Annotated in this window: 18 protein-coding genes and 1 pseudogene; 7 read left to right on the forward strand and 12 right to left on the reverse strand. The window is 69.5% G+C overall.

The window, feature by feature from the left end; genetic code table 11:
* Positions 1-41: 41 nt before the first annotated feature.
* Positions 42-992: a fumarylacetoacetate hydrolase family protein gene (locus tag VN520_RS39235; RefSeq protein ID WP_325751740.1), complete on the forward strand. Its 951-nt coding sequence runs from the start codon at positions 42-44 to the stop codon at positions 990-992.
* The gene (locus tag VN520_RS39240) at positions 989-2,140 is read left to right on the forward strand and encodes an FAD-dependent monooxygenase (RefSeq protein ID WP_325751741.1); all 1,152 of its coding nucleotides are present in this window, start codon (positions 989-991) and stop codon (positions 2,138-2,140) included. Before VN520_RS39235 ends, VN520_RS39240 begins: the two co-directional genes overlap by 4 nt.
* A gap of 208 nt (positions 2,141-2,348) precedes the next feature.
* Here the strand turns inward: VN520_RS39240 and VN520_RS39245 are convergent, their stop codons facing one another.
* The 10 genes from VN520_RS39245 to VN520_RS39290 all read right to left on the reverse strand — a co-directional run bounded on the left by VN520_RS39245 (position 2,349) and on the right by VN520_RS39290 (position 14,392).
* Complete coding sequence (locus VN520_RS39245) at positions 2,349-3,116, reverse strand: enoyl-CoA hydratase/isomerase family protein (protein WP_325751742.1); 768 nt, start codon at positions 3,114-3,116, stop codon at positions 2,349-2,351.
* Between the two features lie 156 nt (positions 3,117-3,272).
* Positions 3,273-3,938, reverse strand: coding sequence for a helix-turn-helix domain-containing protein (locus VN520_RS39250; RefSeq protein ID WP_325751743.1), 666 nt, complete (start codon positions 3,936-3,938; stop codon positions 3,273-3,275).
* A gap of 527 nt (positions 3,939-4,465) precedes the next feature.
* A complete protein-coding gene (locus VN520_RS39255) occupies positions 4,466-6,232 on the reverse strand; it encodes a sulfatase (protein ID WP_325751744.1) in 1,767 nt (588 codons plus the stop codon).
* Between the two features lie 36 nt (positions 6,233-6,268).
* A complete protein-coding gene (locus VN520_RS39260) occupies positions 6,269-7,219 on the reverse strand; it encodes a formylglycine-generating enzyme family protein (protein WP_414720088.1) in 951 nt (316 codons plus the stop codon).
* 193 nt (positions 7,220-7,412) lie between these two features.
* Positions 7,413-8,321: an ATP-binding cassette domain-containing protein gene (locus VN520_RS39265; RefSeq protein WP_325751745.1), complete on the reverse strand. Its 909-nt coding sequence runs from the start codon at positions 8,319-8,321 to the stop codon at positions 7,413-7,415.
* Positions 8,318-10,093, reverse strand: a complete 1,776-nt coding sequence (locus tag VN520_RS39270) for a dipeptide/oligopeptide/nickel ABC transporter permease/ATP-binding protein (RefSeq protein WP_325751746.1) — start codon at positions 10,091-10,093, stop codon at positions 8,318-8,320. Before VN520_RS39270 ends, VN520_RS39265 begins: the two co-directional genes overlap by 4 nt.
* Entirely contained in the window at positions 10,090-11,031 is a 942-nt protein-coding gene (locus tag VN520_RS39275) for an ABC transporter permease (RefSeq protein ID WP_325751747.1), read from the reverse strand. Before VN520_RS39275 ends, VN520_RS39270 begins: the two co-directional genes overlap by 4 nt.
* A 65-nt stretch (positions 11,032-11,096) precedes the next feature.
* Positions 11,097-12,650: an ABC transporter substrate-binding protein gene (locus VN520_RS39280; protein ID WP_325751748.1), complete on the reverse strand. Its 1,554-nt coding sequence runs from the start codon at positions 12,648-12,650 to the stop codon at positions 11,097-11,099.
* Between the two features lie 106 nt (positions 12,651-12,756).
* A complete protein-coding gene (locus VN520_RS39285) occupies positions 12,757-13,086 on the reverse strand; it encodes a hypothetical protein (protein WP_325751749.1) in 330 nt (109 codons plus the stop codon).
* Between the two features lie 19 nt (positions 13,087-13,105).
* Complete coding sequence (locus tag VN520_RS39290; protein WP_325751750.1) at positions 13,106-14,392, reverse strand: aromatic ring-hydroxylating dioxygenase subunit alpha; 1,287 nt, start codon at positions 14,390-14,392, stop codon at positions 13,106-13,108.
* Between the two features lie 393 nt (positions 14,393-14,785).
* Here VN520_RS39290 and VN520_RS39295 point away from each other — a divergent pair, with 393 nt between their 5' ends.
* The 5 genes from VN520_RS39295 (at position 14,786) to VN520_RS39315 (ending at position 19,001) form a co-directional block, all read left to right on the forward strand.
* A complete protein-coding gene (locus VN520_RS39295; protein WP_325751751.1) occupies positions 14,786-16,078 on the forward strand; it encodes a cytochrome P450 in 1,293 nt (430 codons plus the stop codon).
* Positions 16,075-16,266 (forward strand): ferredoxin, encoded by a 192-nt coding sequence (locus VN520_RS39300; RefSeq protein WP_325751752.1) that lies wholly within the window; start codon positions 16,075-16,077, stop codon positions 16,264-16,266. The genes VN520_RS39295 and VN520_RS39300 overlap by 4 nt, the downstream gene beginning before the upstream one ends.
* Before the next feature lie 27 nt (positions 16,267-16,293).
* Positions 16,294-16,623, forward strand: a complete 330-nt coding sequence (locus VN520_RS39305) for a DUF1330 domain-containing protein (RefSeq protein ID WP_325751753.1) — start codon at positions 16,294-16,296, stop codon at positions 16,621-16,623.
* 39 nt (positions 16,624-16,662) lie between these two features.
* A complete protein-coding gene (locus VN520_RS39310; RefSeq protein ID WP_325751754.1) occupies positions 16,663-17,649 on the forward strand; it encodes an LLM class flavin-dependent oxidoreductase in 987 nt (328 codons plus the stop codon).
* Between the two features lie 71 nt (positions 17,650-17,720).
* Positions 17,721-19,001, forward strand: coding sequence for a GDSL-type esterase/lipase family protein (locus tag VN520_RS39315; RefSeq protein WP_325751755.1), 1,281 nt, complete (start codon positions 17,721-17,723; stop codon positions 18,999-19,001).
* A gap of 106 nt (positions 19,002-19,107) precedes the next feature.
* On the opposite strand, the gene VN520_RS39320 is transcribed toward VN520_RS39315, so the two are convergent.
* Both VN520_RS39320 and VN520_RS39325 read right to left on the reverse strand, forming a co-directional pair.
* Positions 19,108-20,277 carry an acyl-CoA dehydrogenase family protein gene (locus VN520_RS39320; RefSeq protein ID WP_325751756.1) on the reverse strand — a complete coding sequence of 390 codons (1,170 nt, stop codon included), beginning with the start codon at positions 20,275-20,277 and terminating at the stop codon, positions 19,108-19,110.
* 69 nt (positions 20,278-20,346) lie between these two features.
* Positions 20,347-20,536: pseudogene (locus VN520_RS39325) on the reverse strand (CoA transferase); the annotation flags it as partial.

Here is a 20,536-nt window from a genome sequence, read left to right on the forward strand (position 1 = left end):
CCGCTCCGGTCCGCACATCCTGTGACAAGGACGTCCTACCCGTGAAACTCACCACGCTTCTCACCCCCGACGGGCCCCGGGTGGGGGTGCGGGACGGCGACAGCGTCCGCGTACTGCCCACTCCCGAGACCCTGCTCCAGGTCGTCGAGGGCGGGCAGGAGGCTCTCGACGACGTGGCCCGCCGGGTCCTCGGAGGTGCCGTACTCCCGCTGGACGAGGCGGTGTTCGGCCCGCTCCTGCAGCCGCCGTCCATCCGCGACTACCTCACGTACGAGAACCACGTCACGGCCCTCATGGATGAGGTCCCCGAGGGATGGTTCGCCGAGCCCGGTTTCTACTTCTCCAACCCCGTCGCGGTGGTCGCTCCCTACGCCCCGGTGGCGGTGCCGCCGGGCGCCCAGCGGTTCGACTTCGAGCTGGAGCTCGGCGCCGTCGTCGGGAAGGCCTGCTCCGACCTCTCGGTCGCCGAGGCCCGGGAGCACATCCTCGGCTTCACCATCCTCAACGACTGGTCGGCACGCGACTTCCAGACCCGGGAACTCACCCTGCCGCTCGGCCCCTCCAAGTCCAAGGACACCGCGACCACACTCGGCCCCTGGCTGGTCACCGCGGACGAGTTCGCCGACGTGTGGGACGAGGACGGTGTGCTGTCCCTCACCTCCCAGGTGTTCCTCAACGGCAAGCGCACCGGCGGTGACAGCTCCGCCCACATGTCCTGGACCTTCCCCGAAATGCTCGCGTACGCCTCACGCGGCACCGTGGTCCGGGCGGGCGACGTCCTCGGCTCCGGCACCTGCGGCACCGGCTGCCTCGGCGAACTGTGGAAGACCAGCCCTGACACCGCCCCGGCCCCTCTGCAGCCGGGCGATGTCGTCCGCATGGAGACCGAGGGCATCGGCCACATCGAGAACCGGCTGGTGGCAGGCCCGGAGGTGCATCCCGTGCCGCCTGCGCGCAGCCGTCGCACGCACCCCGCCGGGAGCCCCTCATGACATCCGTTTCCCGTGTCCTGGTCCAGGGCGGCGGCATCGGCGGCCTCGTGGCCGCCACCGCGCTGGCCCGGCGAGGCGTCCATGTCGACGTGGTCGAGCACCGTCCGCCCGGTTCCGTGCTCGGCGTGGGCCTGAACCAGCCCGGCAACGCACTGGGCGTCATGGAGGAGATCGGCGTCCTCGACGAATGCCTGCGGGCCGGCTACCAGTTCAGTGACCTGCGCATGGCGGCGTCCGACAGCAGCACGATGGTGGACATCCCTCCCTCCCTGTTCCAGGGCATGCCGCCGAACAACGCGATCCAGCGGGCCGAGCTGTGCCGCGTCCTGCTCGGCGCGGCGCGTGATGCCGGGGCGCGGCTCCACCACGGCTCGACCATCGCCTCCGTCTCGGAGGGCCCCGGCGGTGTGGACGTCACGTTCAGCGCTGCCATGGCGGACGCCGCCGTGCCGGCGAACGGGCGGTACGACCTCCTGGTCGGTTTCGACGGCATCCGCTCGCAGGTTCGCCGCCACCTCTTCGGCGACCGGTACGACGCCGAGTACACGGGGTTCGCGTGCTGGCGGATCAGTCTGCCGCGCCCGCCGGAGCTGGACCGGATCGTCTACGCCCTCGCCGGGAGCATCAAGGCCACCCTCATCCCGCTCAGCGAGACCAGCTGCTACGTGGCGCTCGTCGTCCCCGAGGAGAGCATCCGCCCGCGACCGTCCTCCGCGCAGATCGTCGAGCGCATCCAGTCCCTGCTGGGTGAGTTCAGCGGCTGGATCGGCGAGCTGGGCGGCACGCTGAGCGAGAAGGCGCCGGCCGCCTACAGCCCGATCGAGCAGGTGACGGTGGACGAGCCGTGGTACCGCGGACGTATCGCGGTGGCCGGGGACGCCGCCCACGCCAGCAGCCCGCACATGGCTCAGGGCGCGGCCATGGCCGCCGAGGACGCCGTGGTGCTCGCCCGGTGCCTCGACGCGTCCGACGACCTGGACGAGGCGCTGCGGTCCTGGTGGGAGCGGCGCATGCCGCGGGCCGGATTCGTCCAGCAGTACTCGGCCGCGCTGCTGCGCACCGAGTCGGGTACCCCGACCGAGCAGGATCGCAGGATGCTGGAGATCCCGATGCCCGCGGCTCATGCCCGGCTGGCCGAGCCGTACTGATCCGCACGCAGGGCTCCGCTGAGCGGCTGGACTGAACGGCCGAGCAGCAACCGGTCGTCCCGGTGGCCGCTCCGGCCGCGCAGTCCGTGCCGGATGCGGCTCCCGCCGCATCGCCGCGTCACCGACGAGCGAGTACGGGCGGGACGAGCAGGAGGGGGAGGAGCGCTGCGGCGCTCCTCCCCCTCCTGCCGCTCGCCGCGCCGCCCGGTCAGCGGAACCGGGCCCGCCCTGGCCCTTCCTCGATGAAGCTCCGCATACCGGTCTCACGGTCCTCGGTGGCGAACAGGCCGGAGAACAGGGCGCGTTCGATGGCCAGCCCGGTCGCCAGATCGGTGTTCAGCCCCTGGTCGACGGCTTCCTTGGCGGCTCGCAGAGCGAGTGCCGGCCCGGCGGCCAGTCGGGCCGCCCAGGCGAAGGCGGCCTCGTACACCTCGTCGGCAGGGACGACCCGGTCGACGAGTCCGAGCCGCAGGGCCTCCTCGGCCTTCACCTGGCGTCCTGTGAAGATCAGGTCCTTGGCCTTGGACGGTCCGACGAGCCGGGCCAGGCGCTGCGTGCCGCCCGCGCCGGGGATGAGCCCGAGCAGGATCTCCGGCTGCCCGAGACGCGCGGTGTCCGCCGCGATGCGGTAGTCGGCGCACAGAGCCAGCTCGCAGCCGCCGCCGAGCGCGTAGCCGGTGATCGCGGCCACCACGGGCTGGGGGATGCCGGCCACGGCGTCATAGCACTCGTGCAGGGCGCGTGCCCTCAGCACCATGGCCGTGTGGTCCATGGGCTGCATCTCTTTCACGTCCGCACCCGCAGCGAACACCTTTTCGCCGCCCCGGAGCACGACCGCCCTGACATCCTCCCGCCGGCCGACTTCCTCAGCGATCTCCCGGATGCGGTCCTGGGTCGCGATGTCCAAGGCGTTGACCGGCGGCCGGTCCAGCCGAACCGTCGCCACGCCCTTGCTGATCTGCCACGTCACTGTCACCAGCGGAGCGTAACTTCGCAGGTGACCGCCTTGACAGGGAGTATGAGATCGCTTGTGCACATGCCGGACGATCCACGTCACGGATGCCGGGGCCCGGCCTCCGCTCGTCGCGGCTCCGGCGTCGTCCGCGCCGCGAATCCGGGCGACCGGTTCCGGTCACGCGGCGGGATGAGGAGCGAGCAGCGTGCGTGTGATGCTCAGGGCGAGGTGAGCCGTGAATGTGTCGTGGTCGACCGGTGCGGTGGCGAAGTCCGCGCCGTGGGCGGTGCGGACCACGCAGGCGGAGAAGGCAGTGGCGAAACACTGCCGGGCCCCGGCCTCGGGATCGGGGTGGGTGAAGTGCCCCCGAACGGTGAGCAACAGGCCGGTGACGGCGTCAGCGAGCAGGTGGACATGGCCGCGTCCGCGACGCAGGACTTCGGGATGGGCGCCGGACAGCAGGAGGACGGGTTTGAGGAAGGCGGTGTGCCGGGCGAACAAAGCGGTCAGTTCCGTGACCACGTCGGTGATCAGTTCGGCCGGTGGCAAGCCCTCCCAGCGGCGGGGCTCGGTGAAGACCTGCTGGTCGACGAGGACACGAGCGACACCGTGTTCGTACACGGCCAGGAACAGAGCGTCCTTGCTGGAGGTGCGGTCGTAGACGGCGCGGGGGGCTACCTTGGCACGTTCACACACAGCGGCGATGGTGAACGCTTCGTAGCCCCCCTCCTCGATGATCTTCACACCGGCGTCCAGGATGCGCGCCCATGCCTGCCGGGTGCGTTCCTGGCGCGGTTGCCGGATCGCCAGGCCGTCGGCCGGGAGTTCTGTCGAGGTGCCCATACGCGCATTGTCGCGCCAGTCCCCCGAAACAGAAAACGTCGGGTGGCCCCTGGGGCGGGACACGCCCGAGGGCGGTGATCGTCACACGGTCCGCGCGGCGGACTCACGGTTCCCCGGCCGGTCCCCATCGTTCCCGTCGGCGGCTGCGTCCTGGCCCTGCCGCCCTGCCCCACATCCGGCGGTGACAAATCGTGAAGCATTGCGCAACGTCGATTCCAGCAGGTCCCACTGCTGTTTTCCTCGTCATCACGGATGGCACACCATCAAGAACAAGGCGAAGTCGTGGATGAGGAATGCACACCGGAAACGTTTACGAGGGGCATCTGGATCGTGACCCGACGCGCATCAGCAGCCGGCGGTCCCGCGGCCTTGCGTGCGGCACGCGGGACCCGTGGCGGGAAGCCGTCATGTTCGTCTCCGTGGTGGCAGGCGGGCCAGACTGTTCCGTGCCGCGATCCGACGTGCCGGCCCCGTTCTTCCTCACCTCCCCGCCTCGGCCCAAGGGCCCTGTTGTGTCCTGCCCCGTTTCACAGTGCGGCGAGTTCCTCCGCCAGCAGGTGCAGGGTCTTGGAGGGGATCATGCCGCCGGACAGGGCGGCGAGGGAAATGAGGGAAGTCGAACTGATCGTCTGGAGGAATTCGGTGTCGACGAGGGCGGGAAGGTGGCCACGCAGGACTTCGACGGCCGAGGGGTCGGACAGAAGAGCCGAGATCGGGGTGCGCAGGGAGAAACGGCCGGCGGGGAAGTCCTCCGGCCGGGGCAGTGGCTCGGCGGCCTGCTGCGCCTGGTGGCGTTGCTCGCGCACCAGGAGGTGAGTGGTGTCCGCCGGGCCGTCAGCGGGCAGGCCCAGGCGTTCGTACTGGCTCGGCGGGGCGTCGTTCGCGTGCATGAGGGTGACGAGCAGGCCGGCCATGCGAAGCTCCACCTCGTCGTCGACGATCGGTGAGCGCTGTTGCGGATCGGACCACAGGTCGTAGAGGAGTGTGCCGAACCGGTGCGGGTTGAAGAAGGTCCGCCCGGTCGTCCGGAGTGTGCGGACGCCCTTGGTGAAGGTGAAGGGTCCGGCCAGTTCGAGGTCGGTCAGTTCCTCGGTGGTGAAGCGCCCGCGCATGTGGGTGGGCATGAGCGTGTGCTCGTACAGCGGTGTGTTGTCGGCGGAGACGGGTGCGCGCATGTACACGTAGCGGCCGTCGGTGACGTTGACGTGTCCTCCGTGGATGCCGAACAGTCCTGCTTCACGGACCGGGCGGTCGGAGGCGACGGGCAGGGGGACGCCCTGCATGTCGGCGGGGCGGTCCACGCCGAAGAACTCCAGCAGGGTGGGTGCCAGGTCGATGGTCTGCACGAGAGCCTCACGACGCGTGCCGGCGGTATCCGTCCGGGGGTCCCAGACGAACAGCGGGAGGTGGACCAGTTCGTTGTACCAGGGCTGCACCGACTTGCCCCACCAGTTCTTCTCACCGAGCAGCAGGCCGTGGTCGGTGCAGACGATCAGCAGGGTGTCCTGCCAGAGGCCGTGTTCGTCCATCGCGTCGAGGACACGGCCCAGCGACCTGTCGCACATGGACAGCAGCGCGGCGTACTCGAGACGGGCGTGTTCGGTCTGTGCGTCGGTCTCGGTGACCTGCCGGTAGTCGGGCCAGTCGAAGTGCGGGCCGTCGTAGTCGTGCGGGTAGAGGTCCTTGTACTGCTTGTGGCTGAAGAACGGTTCGTGCGGGTCGAACGTCTCGATCTGCACGAACCAGCGGTCCTGCTCGTGGTTGGTGCGGATGAACTCCAGTCCCGCGTCGAAGGTGAGGGTCTGCGAGTGGCGGTCCTCCGTCTGCATGTACAGCCGGTTCACCCAGTCCTGCCGATAACTCTCCGGGCGCAGCTCCTTGACGTCCGCCTCGGGCGTGGGCGGGTCGGCGACGTGCCCCTTCCATGGGTCGCCCTCCTGGCCGCGGAAGAACTCCCAGGTGCTGTAACGGCTGTGATAGGTAGCGCCGCCGTCCTCCCAGTAATGGGGGTGGTCGCTCGCCAGGTGGGTGTGCACACCTGCGAGCTTGAGCAGTTCGGGCATCGAGTCGTCGAAGGGTTCCAGCGGGCCCCAGCTGCGGTGCAGAAAATTATGGCGTCCGGTGTGGATCTCCCGCCGGGCCGGCATGCAGGGCATGGAGCCCGCGTAGCAGTTGTCGAACGTCGCGGCCCGTTCGGCCAGCCGTGTGAAGTGGGGGGCGTGCGTCCAGTCACAGCCGTAGGGCGGCAGCATGTGCCGGTTGAGGCTGTCGAACATCACCATGATGGCTTTCATGCCGCGGTGCTCCTTCGGCTGTCGGTCACGTGTCTCTCAGGCGTCCCGGGCGCAGCGGAACCCGGTGTGCCCGCTGCCTCCGTCTGGTGTGCAGGCGGTGCGGGCGGCGACGCGATAGCGGTTGCAGTAGGACCGGTGGCACAGGTACGAGCCCCCGCGGATGACCTTCTCCTGCCCCCTGTCCGGCCCTTTCGGGTCGGTCCTCGTCCCGGCAGGGTGGGCCGTGCTCCACCAGTCGGCGCACCATTCCCACACGTTGCCCGAGGTGTTGTGCAGCCCGTAACCGTTGGGTGCGAAGGCATCGACGGGTGCGGTGCCCCGGTAGCCGTCCGCGGCGGTGTTCTTGGTGGGGAAGGCGCCCCGCCAGATGTTGCACCGGTATGTGCCGCCGGGGTCGAGCTCGTCACCCCACGGGTAGCGCTTCTGTTCCAGGCCGCCACGCGCGGCGTACTCCCACTCGGCTTCGGTGGGCAGCCGCTTGCCTGCCCAGGCGCAGTACGCGGCGGCGTCGTTCCAGGAGATGTGCACCACCGGGTGGTTCTCGCGACGGTCCGGTGTGCTGCCCGGGCCCTCGGGCCGGTCCCAGCGTGCTCCGGTGACCCCGCACCACCAGGGGGTGCGGGCCGGGCGGGGTGCTCCGCGCCGCAGCGGGCCGGGCAGGAAGCCGGCGAACACGTAGGACCAGCCGATGTGTTCGGCCTCGGTGACATGGCCGGTGGCGTCGACGAACGCGGCGAACTCGTCGTTGCTGACGGCGTGCGCGTCGATGTGGAAGGTGCTGACCCGCACCGTCCGCACGGGACCTTCACCGTCCGCCGGGGACCCCTCTTCGTCGTCGGTGCCCATCAGGAAGTCACCACCGGGAACACGGATCATGCCGTCCAGGGAGCCCCGGTGGTCGGCCGGTGGCACAGTCAGCGGCCGGCGGGCCGCCTCGCTGCTTCGGGGCGCGCAGCAGGAGGGGGCGGAGGGGGAAGAAATCTCCATCAGGCGCAGCTCCTGTTCGCTGTGGGGCACGGGTCGTACGGGCCGCCCGGCGTACCCGTTCCCGGACGTGTGCCTGACCTGGGCACAAGCGGAAACCGGTGTCCGCCGCTTCGAAGCACTCGGCCCGTCCAGACCAAGGGCCGGGCCGGGCCGCCCCTCCCGTCACCGGTTTCTGGCCCGGTTCGCGCACCGGTCATCGGGTTCCGCGGTGAAAGTCCGTTTTCTGCACTGCTGTCGCCCCCGTACTGTCCGGCGTCGGCGACGTTTCCACCGAGACGGTGAGCCGTCCCCGCGCGGCCCGGCGTTTCTCCTGTTCGACCGGGTCCGCGACCGGGGACGCAAGCACGAGTCGCCGGGTGTAGGGGTGCCGCGGGGCAGAGGTGACGGCGGGGGCGGGGCCGGTCTCCACCACTTCGCCGCGGTGCAGAACCGCCACGCGGTGGCTGATGTGGCGCACGACGGCCAGATCGTGGGAGATGAAGAGGTAAGCGACTCCGGTGCGGCGCTGGATGTCGATGAACAGATCCAGCACCCTCGCCTGAGTGGACAGATCCAGTGCGGAGACGGGTTCGTCGCAGACAATCAGGCGTGGCTCGGGGGCGAGAGCACGGGCGATGGCGACGCGCTGCCGCTGGCCGCCGCTGAACTCGCGCGGCAGCCGCTGGGACGCGTCAGCGGGCAGGCCCACCCGGTCCAGCAGCGCGCCCACCTTTCGGCGGGCCTCCCTCGCGCCGACACCTTGGACGGTCAGCGGCTCGGCGAGGGTGTCACCGATGGTCAGCGCCGGATTCAGTGAGCTGTAGGGGTCCTGGAACACCACCTGGATGTCACGGGCCAGGGCACGGCGTTCCCTGCGGCCGGCGTGGGTGATGTCCTGGCCGTCCCAGGTGATACTGCCGGCGCTCGGCCGGGCCAGGCCGAGCACGGCCCGGCCGATGGTGGTCTTTCCGGAACCGGACTCGCCGACCAGGCCGAGAGTCTCCCCCTCGGCCACGGTGAGGGACACCTCGTGCAGCACCTCCACGGGTCTGGCTCGCAGGCTCCGGCCGCGGCTCCGGTACGTGAGGCGGAGGTCCTCCACCTCCAGCAGGGGTACGGTCACCGTTCCTCCTTCGCCAGGATGCGGGACACGGAGGGCGGGGGATCTCTGCGTACGCTGTGCTCATCGAGGACGGAGTCCAGCAGCATCCTTGTGTAGGGATGCTCGGCCGCCCGGAATATGTCGAGGCAGGTGCCCGTTTCGACGATCTCGCCCTGGCGCATGACGGCGATCCGGCGACAGCTGTCGGCGACGATCCCGAAGTTGTGGGTGACCAGCAGCACCGCCATGTGCAGTTCCTTCTGGAGGTCGCGCAGCAGGTCGAGGATCTCGGCCTGGACGGTGACGTCGAGGGCGGTGGTCGGTTCGTCGGCGATCAGCAGCTTCGGCCCGGCCGCCACGGCTCCGGCGATGAGCACGCGCTGGGCCATGCCACCGGAAATCTGGTGGGGGTAGGAGGCGAAGGTCCGTGGCGGATCTGGGATCCCCACCCGTTCCAGCAGGGTCAGCATGCGCTCCCGGGCCTCAGCGCGTGAGACGTCGGCTGCCGCCCGCAGGCCCTCGGCCAACTGGGCTCCCACCGTGAAGGACGGGTTGAGGTTGGACATGGGCTCCTGCGGAACGTATCCGATGGTTCGGCCTCGCAGGCGCTGCAGCTCCCGCTCGCTCGCGCCGAGGAGCTCACGCCCCTCCAGGCGGATGGAGCCGCGTGTCACCACCGCTTCGCGCGGCAGTACGCCGAGTGACGCGAAGGCCGTCTGCGTCTTTCCCGAACCGGATTCGCCCACGAGACCGAGCGTCTCCCCCGCCTCCAGGCGCAGGTGAACTCCGCTGACCACCTCCTTCAGTTCGCCCGAGGGCGTGGGATAGGCGATCGTCAGGTCCTCGATGACCAGCAGCTCCGGCGGCGTGGCCCCCACCGGGGCGGTGCGAGTGGCGAGGGACGATCGAGCGGTGTTCTTGGACGGCGCGGAAACGGTTCCCTCCAGGACGTCGCGCAGCGCATTGCCGAAGAGGACGAGGGAGACCGTGATGACGCCGAGCAGGAGACTCGGCCAGACGATCTGCAAGGGTTCGATGTACAGGTTGGCGAAGCCCTCGGAGATCATGGAGCCGAAGCTGGGAACCGTGGCGGATCCGACGCCGAGAAAAGCCAGGCCCGCTTGGACTCCGATGGAGGCGTTGCACAGGAACGCGGCGGCGATGATGACCGGGCCGCGGATGGCGAAGAGCACGTGCCGGCGCAGGATGCGCGCGTCGGGCAGCCCGGAAACCCTGGCCGCGTCCACGAACAGCTCGTTCTTCACCCCGAGCACGAGATTGCGCACCAACCGGTACACGCCGGGCGACAGCAGCACACCGAAGATGAGCATGGTCACCCGGTGGTCGCCCTTGGTCATCGGCATGAGCACGATGAGGAGCAGCAGCCCGGGGAAGGTCATGACCAGACTGAACACCCATTCCGTGATGCTCCTGAGGCGGTCGTAGTAGCCGCCGACCAGACCAGCCGTGAGGCCGATGACCAGTGCGACGCCCGTTCCGATCAGCGCCGAGACGACACTGGTGTTGACCGATCCCAGCAGCCGGGCCCAGATGTCCCGGCCGCTGCGGTCGCCGCCGAGCAGGTAGTCGCCGGTGCCGGGGTCCGCGTCGACGTGCTCGAGCGAGGCCTCGTTGACGCCGTGCTGGGTGAGCACGGGTGCCAGCAGGCCGAGGGCGACGACCGTCAGCAGGACGGTCGCCGTGGTCAGCGCCTGTGGGTCACGCAGCAACTTGCGCAGGGCCGCCGTGCGGCGCGGGGCGCGGGGGCGGGTGGGTCCGAGGCCGTCGGTCACAGGATCCTCGCCTTCGGGTTGAGCCACCCGTTCACGAGGTCGACGGCGAGGTTGACCACCACGACCAGCAGAACGGCGAAGAGGGTGATCCCCATGATGACCGGGACGTCTCCTTGGAGGGAGGCGTCGAAGGCGTAGCTGCCGAAGCCCGGTATGGCGAACACCTTCTCGATGATGAGGGCGCCACCCAGCATCGCGATGAACTCGAAGGAAAGCACGGTGAGGGCGGGCCCGGAGGCGTTGCGCAGGGCGTGGCGGAGGATGATGGAGCGCGCCGGTATGCCACGCGTGCGCAGCGTGCGCACGTAGTCCTTGCGGAGTTCGTCGGTCATGGCGCCGCGGATCTGTGCGGTCAGTCCCGCCATGCTGGCGATGAGCAGTGCGGTCACCGGGATGACGATGGACCGGGCCCACGTGGCGGGATCGTCGGTGAGAGGGGTGAAGCCGGTCGCGGGGAGCAGGCCGAGGCGGATCGACAGCAGGTACACGAGGGCTATGGCGACGAGCAGGTTGGGTACGAGATGCCCGGTGAGGGACACGGCTTGGACCACACGGTCGGCGATGCCCCCGCGCCAGGCGGCCGTAACGCCCAGCGCGACGCTGAACGCGACGGAGAGGGCCAGGGTGACGAGCACGATCGACATCGTCACGCCGAGGTGCTGCCCGACGGTATGTCCGACGCGCTCGCCCGTGAAGAATGAATCGCCCAGATCGCCTCGGGCCACGCGTGCCAGCCAGTCGGAGTACTGGGCGAGCACCGGCCGGTCGAGGCCCATCTGGGTCTTCATCGCCCGGATCGATTCGGCGGTGGCCCCCGCGCCGAGCCGGTTGCCCACGATGGCGTCGAAGGAGGGTGCGAGGAGGAGGAAGGTGATCAGGGTCACCAGGAGTGCCAACACCAGCCCGGTGGCCAGGCGTCGTGCGACGTACAAGAGCATGTCACGTGTCCTTCGGCTCACGGATCGAAGCTCCGGGCGGTCCCCCGGGTCCGCCCGGAGCGGTCTCAGCCGGCGGTGCCGAAATTGCGGATGTCGATCGCGGTCGAGGAGCCGTCGCCGAGGTGCTTGACGCCCTTGCCGGTGACCCAGGTGACCCCGATGTCCATGAGGGGGGCGAACCAGGCGTTGTCCACGAAGAACTTGTTGATGCCTCGGTAGGCGGCACCTGCCCCGGCCGGGTCGCCGGCCCTGTTCGCCTGGCCGATCAGCGCGGTGAGATCCGGGTCGGAAGACTTGAAGGGGTTCGTGGGAGTGCCGGGCATGGTGTACAGGGTGGTCAGGACGGCATCGGTGTCGAGGCCGTAGATGACGAAGTACATCGGGTACTTCGCCGCGGCGAGCGTGGTGGCCTGCCGTTGGATCGGCACCGCCTCCCAGGTCACCTTGATGCCGATCGCGGCGAGGCTCTGGGCGATGACGGGCTCGAACGGCTTGGTGGTGACGAAGCTCGGCATCTTCACCGGGAAGCCCTGGGCGTAACCGGCTTCGGCCATGAGTTTCCTGGCGGCGGCGATGTCGAAGGGGTAGGCCTTGTCCAGCTGTGCGTCGTACGCCTGCCCTTTGGGGTTGAACAGTTGGGTGGAGGGCACGCCGACGCCCTTGAGGAAGGCGGCGACCAGCTTGGTGCGGTCGAAGGACATGTTGATCGCCCGTCGCACCCGTACGTCGCCGAGCGGCTCCAGTGACGTGCCCGCGCGGTCGGCGAGCACCAGGTTGCCCACCGTGAAGGCCTTCACCGGGCTGATCCGCAGCCCGGCCGACCTCAGCGGACCGACCTGGGTGGGATCGACACTGCCCGCGTTGAGTTCGCCGGCGCGCAACGCGTTGACCACGGCGGCCCGGTCGCCCATGACGCGGACCCGGACGGTCTCGAACGGATAGGCGTCGGCGTTCCAGTGCCCCTTGCGCTTCTTCAGCGTGTAGTCCGAACCGTTCACGGTGGCACCCTTGTCCAGGGTGTAGGGCCCCGATCCGACCGGATCCGTCGCCGTGCTCGCCCGGGCCATGGTGGCCGGATCCGCGATCACGCCGTTGACGCCCGCGAGGTTCCACAGCAGCGAGCCGGACGGGCGTTTCAGTCCGACGACGACGGTCAGGTCGTCGGGGGCTTCCACCGAGGCCACCGCGTCCGCGATGTTCGCCTGGTTGGGGCCGGGGGTGTCACGGATGCGCTCCAGGGTCGCCTTCACCGCGGCCGCGTTCACCGGTGCCCCGGACGAGAAGGTCATGCCCTTGCGCAGGGTGAGGGTGAGGGTGCGCCGGTCCGCGGAGTACTCGTAGCGCTGCGCCGCGTGGGGCTGGAGTCGGCCGTCGTTGTCGATGTGGAGCAACGTGTCGTAGAGCGCCCTCCAGACGTACGACGACTGACCCGCGTCTATGCGGGTCGGCTCGAACGACGCGGGGGCGCCCTGGATGGAGAGCGAGAGTCTGGTCGCCTTCTGCGACGGGTCGGGAGAGTCCGGCCCCCCGCCGGAGCAGCCGGCCGTCATGAGCAGTACTGCCGCGGTGGCGGACGCGAAGAGCCGCCGCGGTCCGGGCAGCCTCGTCGAAATGGACATGGGGAATCCCTGGGGACAGCTTGCGGAAGGTACGGAGGCGTGCGGGGCGCCGGTGACCCACCGGGCGAACGGATCGGCGGGTCACGGCGCTTCTTCGCATGAACGGTCAGACGGCCGGTTCGACGATCGCGTCGATGGCGGAGGGTCCCGAGTCGGGGACCCTGGGCTGGCGCCACGCCTCCACGGAGAAGGCGACGGTCACCAGCGAGCAGAACAGCCACAGCAGCCGCTTGTCCGGCTCGGAGATGCCCTCCATGGAGGTCTTCTCCAGGTAGGCCGTGCCGGACTTCAGCAGGGGGAAGGCGACGTCGTAGAAGGCGTCGAGCTCGTCCATCGTGCTGGTGATCCGCTTGGTGTACCGGGCCTTCTCCGTGGGAACCGCCCAGTCGACGAACGGGTCCAGGGCTTCGAAGCCCTCGGGGAATGCACTGGCCATGGTGTGGTCCTCCTCGGGGTCAGGACGCTGCCGGGGCGCCGGACGTACGACGCTGGTGGTCGCGGACGCGCTCCTCGGCGGAGCGGTGGAGGTGGCGCAGGAGCACCTCCTGGTCGTTCAGTGGGAAGCGGTCCACCGTGCCCGACTCGAGCATCGTCTGGGTCGCTTCGAGGGTGTTGCCGTCCTGGAGGCCGTACTCCTTGAACGAGACGGCGGCCAGTTCCTGCTGGAGCCGCTCGAAGGCGTTCTTCGGCGGGACGAAGTAGCACGTCCCCTCGAAGATGTGCGTGTTGTACGAGGTCGGCCAGTAGTGGTAGGTGAGCACCCAGTTCGGCCGCCAGATCAGCAGCATGAAGTTGGGGAAGAACACGAAGGAGTCCATGCCCCAGCGCGGGTCCCGGGTGGGGTTGACGGCCGGCGGCAGCTCGTCGGTGGTCATGCCGATGTCCGGGGCGTCCCACGGGCCGAACAGACCGCTGCGCAGCGCCGCCTCGATGGGCTTGACCATCTCGCGGTCGTGCGGCGGCGCGATGCCTCCCCAGGAGGACACCATGCTGTGCGGGCCGTCGATGTCGTAGTGGAGCCCCTCGTAGCCGTACTTCTGGATCCTTCGTGCCTGGTCCGGCATGTACTGGCCGGAGTGCAGGATCGGCGCGTGGTAGAACTCGGCGAACGCGTCGATGAAGAGCTTCCAGTTGCTGCCGATCTCGGCCCGGAACTTGTGCACCTGGGTGAGCTTGTGGAACGGGTAGCCCTCGATGCCCTTGCCCAGCTCGCCCATGTACTCCCGCAGCGGCGTGGTGTTCTCGGTGTCGAGGTTCACGAAGATGAACCCCTCCCAGACCTCGGCCTGGACCTGCTTGAGCCCGTAGTCCGACTTGTCCAGGTCGAAGAACTCGCCCTCCTGCTGGACGAAGGCGAGCTTGCCGTCCAGGTCGTAGCGCCAAGCGTGGTACTTGCACGTGAACTGGCGGCAGACGCCGCTGGTCTCCTCGCGTGGGAAGTCGTTCCACACCAGCTTGTTGCCGCGGTGCCGGCACACGTTGTGGAAGGCGCGCACCTCACCGTCGGTGCCGCGCACCACGATGACCGAGGTCCGTGCCGCGTCCAGTTCCTTGGTGAAGTAGCTGCCCTTGCGCGGGATCTGCTCGACACGACCGACGTTGAGCCAGGTCCGCTTGAAGATGGCCTCCCGCTCCAGCTCGTAGTGCTCGGGCGAGGTCGAGTCCGCGTAGGAGACCGGCTCCGTGTCGACTTTGAGGTGCTCGGTCCAGGTGCCCTCTTCGGGCTTCTTGAAATGCGCCATGGGGTCGGTTCCTCCAGTTTACGACGCCGCTCGTTCACTTCACTCGGCAACAGCGATCTCTGATCGCGAGAACGGTATTCTCAATTTTGCGTAATCGTCAAGCCGTCCCGCATGCACTTCCGTTGCGACCGAGTCGACGCAGCCCCGGGACGGCGGCTCCGTCCGCCAAGCGCCGACAGGTTGGCGATAACGCTCTTCTCCGACAGGGAGAGGCAAGCTATCGTCCTCGTTGTCCGTGACACACAGGAGGTGACGCGGTGGCACGCGTCATGCGGGGGCCCACGCTGTACGGCCCGGTCCGTGCGGTCGGGCTGCCTGTCCGTTCCTCCCCCGGACGCGGCCCTGAGCCGTCGGCGCACCCGAAACGGCACGACGAATGGAGGGTTCCCACCCATGACGGATTACGACGCGATCGACTTCTTCCGGGACGACGCGCTCGTCACGGACCCCTATCCCTACTTCGAACATCTGCGCACGCGGTGTCCTGTACAGCGTGAACCGCACCATGACGTGGTGATGGTCACGGGCTACGACGAGGCGGTACAGATCTACAACGACCACGAGACGTTCTCGTCATGCACCTCGGTCACCGGCCCGTTCCCCGGATTCCCGGTCCCCCTGGAGGGGGACGACGTCAGCGAGCTGATCACACGGCACCGTGACGAGCTGCCGATGAGCGATCAGCTGCCGACCCTCGACCCGCCCGTGCACACCGCCCATCGCGCCTTGCTGATGCGGCTCATCACACCCAAGCGCCTCAAGGAGAACGAGGCCGCCATGTGGCACATCGCCGACGAGTTGCTGGACACCTATCTGGCCCGGGGAGAGGGAGACGTCGTCCGCGACTTCGCGGGACCGTTCACCATGCTCGTCATAGCCGACCTGCTCGGCGTGCCCGAGGAGGACCGGGCAGAGTTCCGGGCCAGGCTCCAGCGCCCGGAGGCGGACGAGCCCGGCATCGGCAGCACCGGCGAGGAGACGATGGAGCACACGCCCCTGGAGTTCCTCTACGGACGGTTCACCACGTACATCGAGCAGCGCCGTCGTCATCCACGCGAGGACGTGCTGACCGGGCTGGCCGCCGCCACCTTCCCCGACGGGACGACGCCCGAGGTCGCCGACGTGGTGCGCGTGGCCGCCAATCTGTTCGCGGCCGGCCAGGAGACCACGGTGCGCCTGCTCGGTTCGGCGCTCCGGACCCTCGCCGAGAACCCGGACCTCCAGCGGCTGCTGCGGGCCGAGCGCCGGCGTGTTCCCCTGTTCATCGAGGAGTCGCTGCGCACGGAGAGCCCGATCAAGGGCGACTTCCGGCTGTCGAGGAAGGCCACGACCGTGGGCGGTGTCGAGCTGCCCGCCGGAACCACGGTGATGCTCGTCAACGGTGCGGCGAACCGCGACCCGCGCCAGTTCGAGGATCCGGCGGTCTTCGACGTCGAGCGCTCCAACGCACGGCGCCATCTCGCCTTCGGCCGCGGGATCCACAGCTGCCCGGGCGCCCCACTGGCCCGGGCCGAGGCACGGGTGGTGATCGAACGCCTCCTGGACCGCACGAAGGACATCAGGATCTCCGAGCGGGCGCACGGCCCGGTGGACGCGCGGCACTACAGCTACGTCCCGACGTTCATTCTGCGCGGGCTGACCGAACTGCACCTGGAATTCGACACCGCCGAGAGCGAGGGGCGATGAAGGTCACGGTCGATGACGACCGCTGCCGCGGACACGGTGTGTGCTGCGGCATCTGTCCCGAGGTCTTCGACCTGAGCGACGACGGATTCTCCGTGGTGCTCCTGTCCGAGATACCCGCCGAGCACGAACAGTCGGTCCGCAGGGCCGCCGCCATGTGCCCCGAGCACGCCATCACGACAACGGGCTGACGCTCGGCCGAACGAAAAGGAGACCCGATGCCCAAGGGCTACGTCATCATGACCGAGGCCATCCGGGACGAGGAGGGCATGGCCGCCTACGGCAAGGCATCCGCCGCGTCGATGGTGGAGGGCGGCGCTCGCGTCCGGGCCGTCGACCCTTGCCCCCAGGTGCTGGAAGGCGAATGGCACGGCGACCGGACCGTCGTCGTCGAGTTCGCCTCGGTGGAAGCGGCACGTGCCTGGTACGAGTCGGCCGGCTACCAGGAGGCCAGACCCCTGCGGCAGGCCGCAGCGGTCACCAACGCCGTCATCGTCGCTGGTTTCGACCCGCCGGCGCGGGCCCCGGGTCAGGAGGGCACACGGTGAGGAACCGTCAGGGCGGACATACGAGCGGCGGTCACCGGCATGGCTGATCTGGAGCTGTCCTGCGGCCTGCCACCGGGACCCGACTTCGCCGACCTGGCCGCTCTGGCTGAGCAGTTGGGCTACCACCGCGTGTGGATCTACGATTCGGCGCCGCTGTGGGAGGACCCCTTCGTCCACCTCGCCCTCGCCGCGCGGCGCACGACACGGATCGGTCTGGCGACCGCCGTCCTCATCCCGGACGAGCGGTCGGAGATGGCGATGGCTTCTGCCATCGCCACCGTGGCCCGCATCTCACGGGGCCGGTTCCGGGCCTGCTTCGGGACGGGTTCCACCGCACGCCTTGCCATGGGGCAGCGTCCGATGACGCTGGTCCGGCTGGGGCACTACGTCAGTGCGGTGCGAGGCCTGCTCGCAGGGGACGTCGTGGAGGTGGCCGGTGCCCCGGCCCGGATGCTGCACGCCGACGGGCTCACGGCACCACGGCCGGTCGAGGTACCCCTGTGGATCAGTGCCTTCGGACCGCGCGGTACCGCTCTCGCGGCCGAAGCGGCCGACGGCGTCATCGGCCCGCCCCATCCCACCCTGCCCACCGCGACCATCGCATCCGGCACCGTGCTCGAATCCGGCGAGGACCCGGCCTCCGACCGTGTCCGCGAAGCAGTCGGACCATGGCGGGTCGTCGACTGGCACAACGCCTATGCCACAAAGGGCGCGGAAGGCGTCGACGCGCTGCCCGGCGGCCGGGCCTGGCGTGAAGAACTGGAGTCGCTCGCCCCGGAGGACCAACGCCACCTGCTGGCCTACGAGGGCCACGTCACCCACCTGCTCCCCCGCGACAGGCGGCTGCTCGAACACATCGATGTCAGGCGCATGGTGGGCGGCCCGGACCGGGTGGGTGTCCAGCTCGCGCGGCTCGCCTCCTACGGCTTCCAGGAGGTCGTCTACACGCCCACCGGTCCCGACGTACGGCGCGAGCTGCGCTCCTTCGCGAGTGCCGGACGCCAGCACCTCACCGCAACGGACTGACAGCGCGCACAGGACGCGCCCCGGGCACCGGCCCACCGCGTGATCGGAACCGACCGAGAGACAGGATCACAATGCGCCTCACCACGAAGACCGGCACACTCGCGGCAACCGGCGTACTCCTCGCCTCCCTCACGGCCTCGGCACCTGCCTTCGGAGCCGGCGGGACCGTCGGGGCGCCGGGCGGCCAGGCCTGGCACACCGCGTGGGCGCAGTCCCAGCAGGGTCTCGCATCGGCGTCCCTCACCGATCAGACAGTCCGCTCCATCGCCCGCCTGAGCCAGGGCGGGGACGCCGTACGCGTGCGCATCCAGAACAAGTTCGCGAACGGGCCTCTCACCATCGGCCGGGGGGCGGTGGCGATCAGCGCCGGCGGGCCGGCCACCCGCCCCGGCACCACCCGCCCACTCGCCTTCCGCGGGCAGCGCGGCGTCACGGTGCCCGCCGGCGGCGAGGTATGGAGCGACCCGGTGTCCCTGGGTACCACGCCACAGACGGACCTCGCCGTCAGCCTGCATGTCCCCGGCACCATCCGCCCCGGGGAGCACAGCGTCTCCTGGCGCGGCAACTACCTCACCGAGCCGGGCAGCGGTGACCACGTCGGAGACACCGGAGCGACGGCGTACACGCAGACGACATACGCCACCTACCTGGTCAGTGCCGTGGACGTCCGCAACCCGCGCGTCAAGGGAACGATCGTCGCCTACGGCAGCTCCGTCGTGGACGGAGCCGGGAGCACCGACTGCGGTCCCGGCTGCAAGCCGCCGAGCACCGACAACCGCTGGACCGACGTGCTCGCCCGTCGCATCGTCCGGGAGCTGCCCGCCGACCGGCAGCTGGCCGTCGCCAACGCGGGAGTCAACGGCACGACCGCGTCCGCGCACTGCCCGGGCACTCCGTCGTCGGTCGCCGGACTTGACGCAGGCGCCCGCCTCGAACGCGACGTCCTGGCTCTGCACGGCGTCACCGGCGTGATCTTCTTCTACGGCACGAACGATCTCCAGCACGGCTGCACCTCGCAACAAGTGATCGCCGCCCACCGGGAGAGCATCGCGCGGCTGCACCGCGCGGGCATCGAGGTCTACGTCGTTCCGACCACGCCCCGCCCCATCTACACGGACCGGATGAACCGCTACCGCTGGGACGTGGGCACGTACCTGCGCAATCAGGGGAGTTGCGGCGGTGCCTGCGACGGAGTGATCGACTTCGATCACGTGATCAAAGATCCGGTCGCGCCCAACAGCATCGACAAGCGCTACGACATCGGCGACGGCATTCATGTGAACATCGCGGGCCACCGGGCGCAGGCGGAGACGGTCTCGCTGCCGCTGCTGGCCGCCTCAAGCCGTCGCTGACAGGGGCCCGGTGGGCGGCACACGGCTGCCGGCGGGGGAGGGATCACCAAGGCGACGGACCATCAACGCGTCCGCCGCCCTCCCGTTCCTGCCGCCGGCACCCTCCTCACGCGTCAAGGCCTCCGCGCTCGACGAGCTGGCGCACGATCACGTTCCGCTGGATCTCGTTGGTTCCCTCGCCGACGATCATCAGGGGCGCATCGCGGAAGTAGCGCTCCACGTCGAACTCGGTCGAGTAGCCGTAGCCGCCGTGGACCCGGACCGCGTTCAGGGCGATCTGCATGGCGGTCTCCGAGGCGAAGAGCTTGGCCATGCCCGCCTCCATGTCGACGCGGCGCCCCGCGTCGGCCTCGCGCGCGGCGTACAGGGTCAGCTGACGCGCCGCGGTGAGCGACGTGGCCATGTCCGCGAGGTGGTTGCCCACCGACTGGTGCCGCCAGATGGGCTTGCCGAACGAGTGGCGCTCCTGGGCATACGTCAGGGAGTCCTCAAGCGCTGCGCGGCCGACGCCCAGTGCCCGCGCGGCGACCTGCAGTCTCCCGGTCTCCAGGCCCTTCATCATCTGCGTGAATCCCTGGCCCTCGGCGCCCCCGAGTACGGCGTCCGCGGGCGCCCGGTAGCCCGCGAACGACAACTCGCAACTCTCGACTCCCTTGTAGCCGAGCTTCGGCAGATCTCGGGAGACCGTGAGGCCGGCGCCGTGCTCGACGAGAAGGATGGAGATGCCTCGGTACGCGGGTGCGGCCGCCGGATCGGTCTTGCACAGCAGCGCGATCAACTGCGAGCGGCGCGAGTTGGTGATCCAGGTCTTGACGCCGTCGATGACGTATCCACCGACCGGTTCCTTGCGGGCCACCGTACGCAGCGCCTGGAGATCGGAGCCGCCACCGGGTTCGGTGAGGGCCATGGTCGCCCTGATCTCGCCGGTGGCCATCTTCGGCAGGTAGCGGTGCTTCTGCTCCCGGGTGCCGAAGTGCAGAAGCAGCTTCGCGACGACAGTGTGGCCGCCCATCGCCCCGGCCAGGCTCATCCAGCCCCGGGCCAGTTCCTCGGTGACCAGGACGTAGCAGGAGGTGGACACGAGCGTACCGCCGTACTCCTCGGGAATGGCGAGCCCGAAGATGCCGAGCCGTTTCATCTGCTCGATCTGCGACTCCGGGTAGGTGTCGGCGTGTTCCAGCTCGCGGACAACAGGCTTGACGTCCCTGTCCACGAAGTCACGCACGGTGCGCACCACAAGTCTCTCGTCCTCGGGCAGGACGTCCAGCGTGCCCATACTGCGGCCCTCCTTGTCCGGTGGAGCGACATGTCCGCCCGGTCCGGACGCGTCGAGCGGACGAACCGGTCAGATGACGCCGTCGAAGCGCAGGGCATCCGTCCTGGCCGTGTCGTATCCGAGTTCGGCGAGGACACGGTCGGTGTGCTCTCCCAGAGCGGGCACGGGGCCCATCCGCGGGATGACTCCGGACAGGCCGGCCGGGGGCATGAGCGCGCGGACCGGACCACCGCCGGGCAGCCGTACGTCTCTCCAGCGG

Source organism: Streptomyces sp. (genome assembly GCF_035563135.1).
GTDB lineage: Bacteria > Actinomycetota > Actinomycetes > Streptomycetales > Streptomycetaceae > Streptomyces.

Excerpts from the sequence above, each read along its gene's own strand:
- VN520_RS39240 (WP_325751741.1), top strand. The coding sequence starts at position 989 with ATGACATCCGTTTCCCGTGTCCTGGTCCAGGGCGGCGGCATCGGCGGC.
- VN520_RS39250 (WP_325751743.1), bottom strand. The coding sequence starts at position 3,938 with ATGGGCACCTCGACAGAACTCCCGGCCGACGGCCTGGCGATCCGGCAA.
- VN520_RS39255 (WP_325751744.1), bottom strand. The coding sequence starts at position 6,232 with ATGAAAGCCATCATGGTGATGTTCGACAGCCTCAACCGGCACATGCTG.
- VN520_RS39260 (WP_414720088.1), bottom strand. The coding sequence starts at position 7,219 with ATGGAGATTTCTTCCCCCTCCGCCCCCTCCTGCTGCGCGCCCCGAAGC.
- VN520_RS39275 (WP_325751747.1), bottom strand. The coding sequence starts at position 11,031 with ATGCTCTTGTACGTCGCACGACGCCTGGCCACCGGGCTGGTGTTGGCA.
- VN520_RS39280 (WP_325751748.1), bottom strand. The coding sequence starts at position 12,650 with ATGTCCATTTCGACGAGGCTGCCCGGACCGCGGCGGCTCTTCGCGTCC.
- VN520_RS39285 (WP_325751749.1), bottom strand. The coding sequence starts at position 13,086 with ATGGCCAGTGCATTCCCCGAGGGCTTCGAAGCCCTGGACCCGTTCGTC.
- VN520_RS39290 (WP_325751750.1), bottom strand. The coding sequence starts at position 14,392 with ATGGCGCATTTCAAGAAGCCCGAAGAGGGCACCTGGACCGAGCACCTC.
- VN520_RS39295 (WP_325751751.1), top strand. The coding sequence starts at position 14,786 with ATGACGGATTACGACGCGATCGACTTCTTCCGGGACGACGCGCTCGTC.
- VN520_RS39300 (WP_325751752.1), top strand. The coding sequence starts at position 16,075 with ATGAAGGTCACGGTCGATGACGACCGCTGCCGCGGACACGGTGTGTGC.
- VN520_RS39305 (WP_325751753.1), top strand. The coding sequence starts at position 16,294 with ATGCCCAAGGGCTACGTCATCATGACCGAGGCCATCCGGGACGAGGAG.
- VN520_RS39310 (WP_325751754.1), top strand. The coding sequence starts at position 16,663 with ATGGCTGATCTGGAGCTGTCCTGCGGCCTGCCACCGGGACCCGACTTC.
- VN520_RS39315 (WP_325751755.1), top strand. The coding sequence starts at position 17,721 with ATGCGCCTCACCACGAAGACCGGCACACTCGCGGCAACCGGCGTACTC.
- VN520_RS39320 (WP_325751756.1), bottom strand. The coding sequence starts at position 20,277 with ATGGGCACGCTGGACGTCCTGCCCGAGGACGAGAGACTTGTGGTGCGC.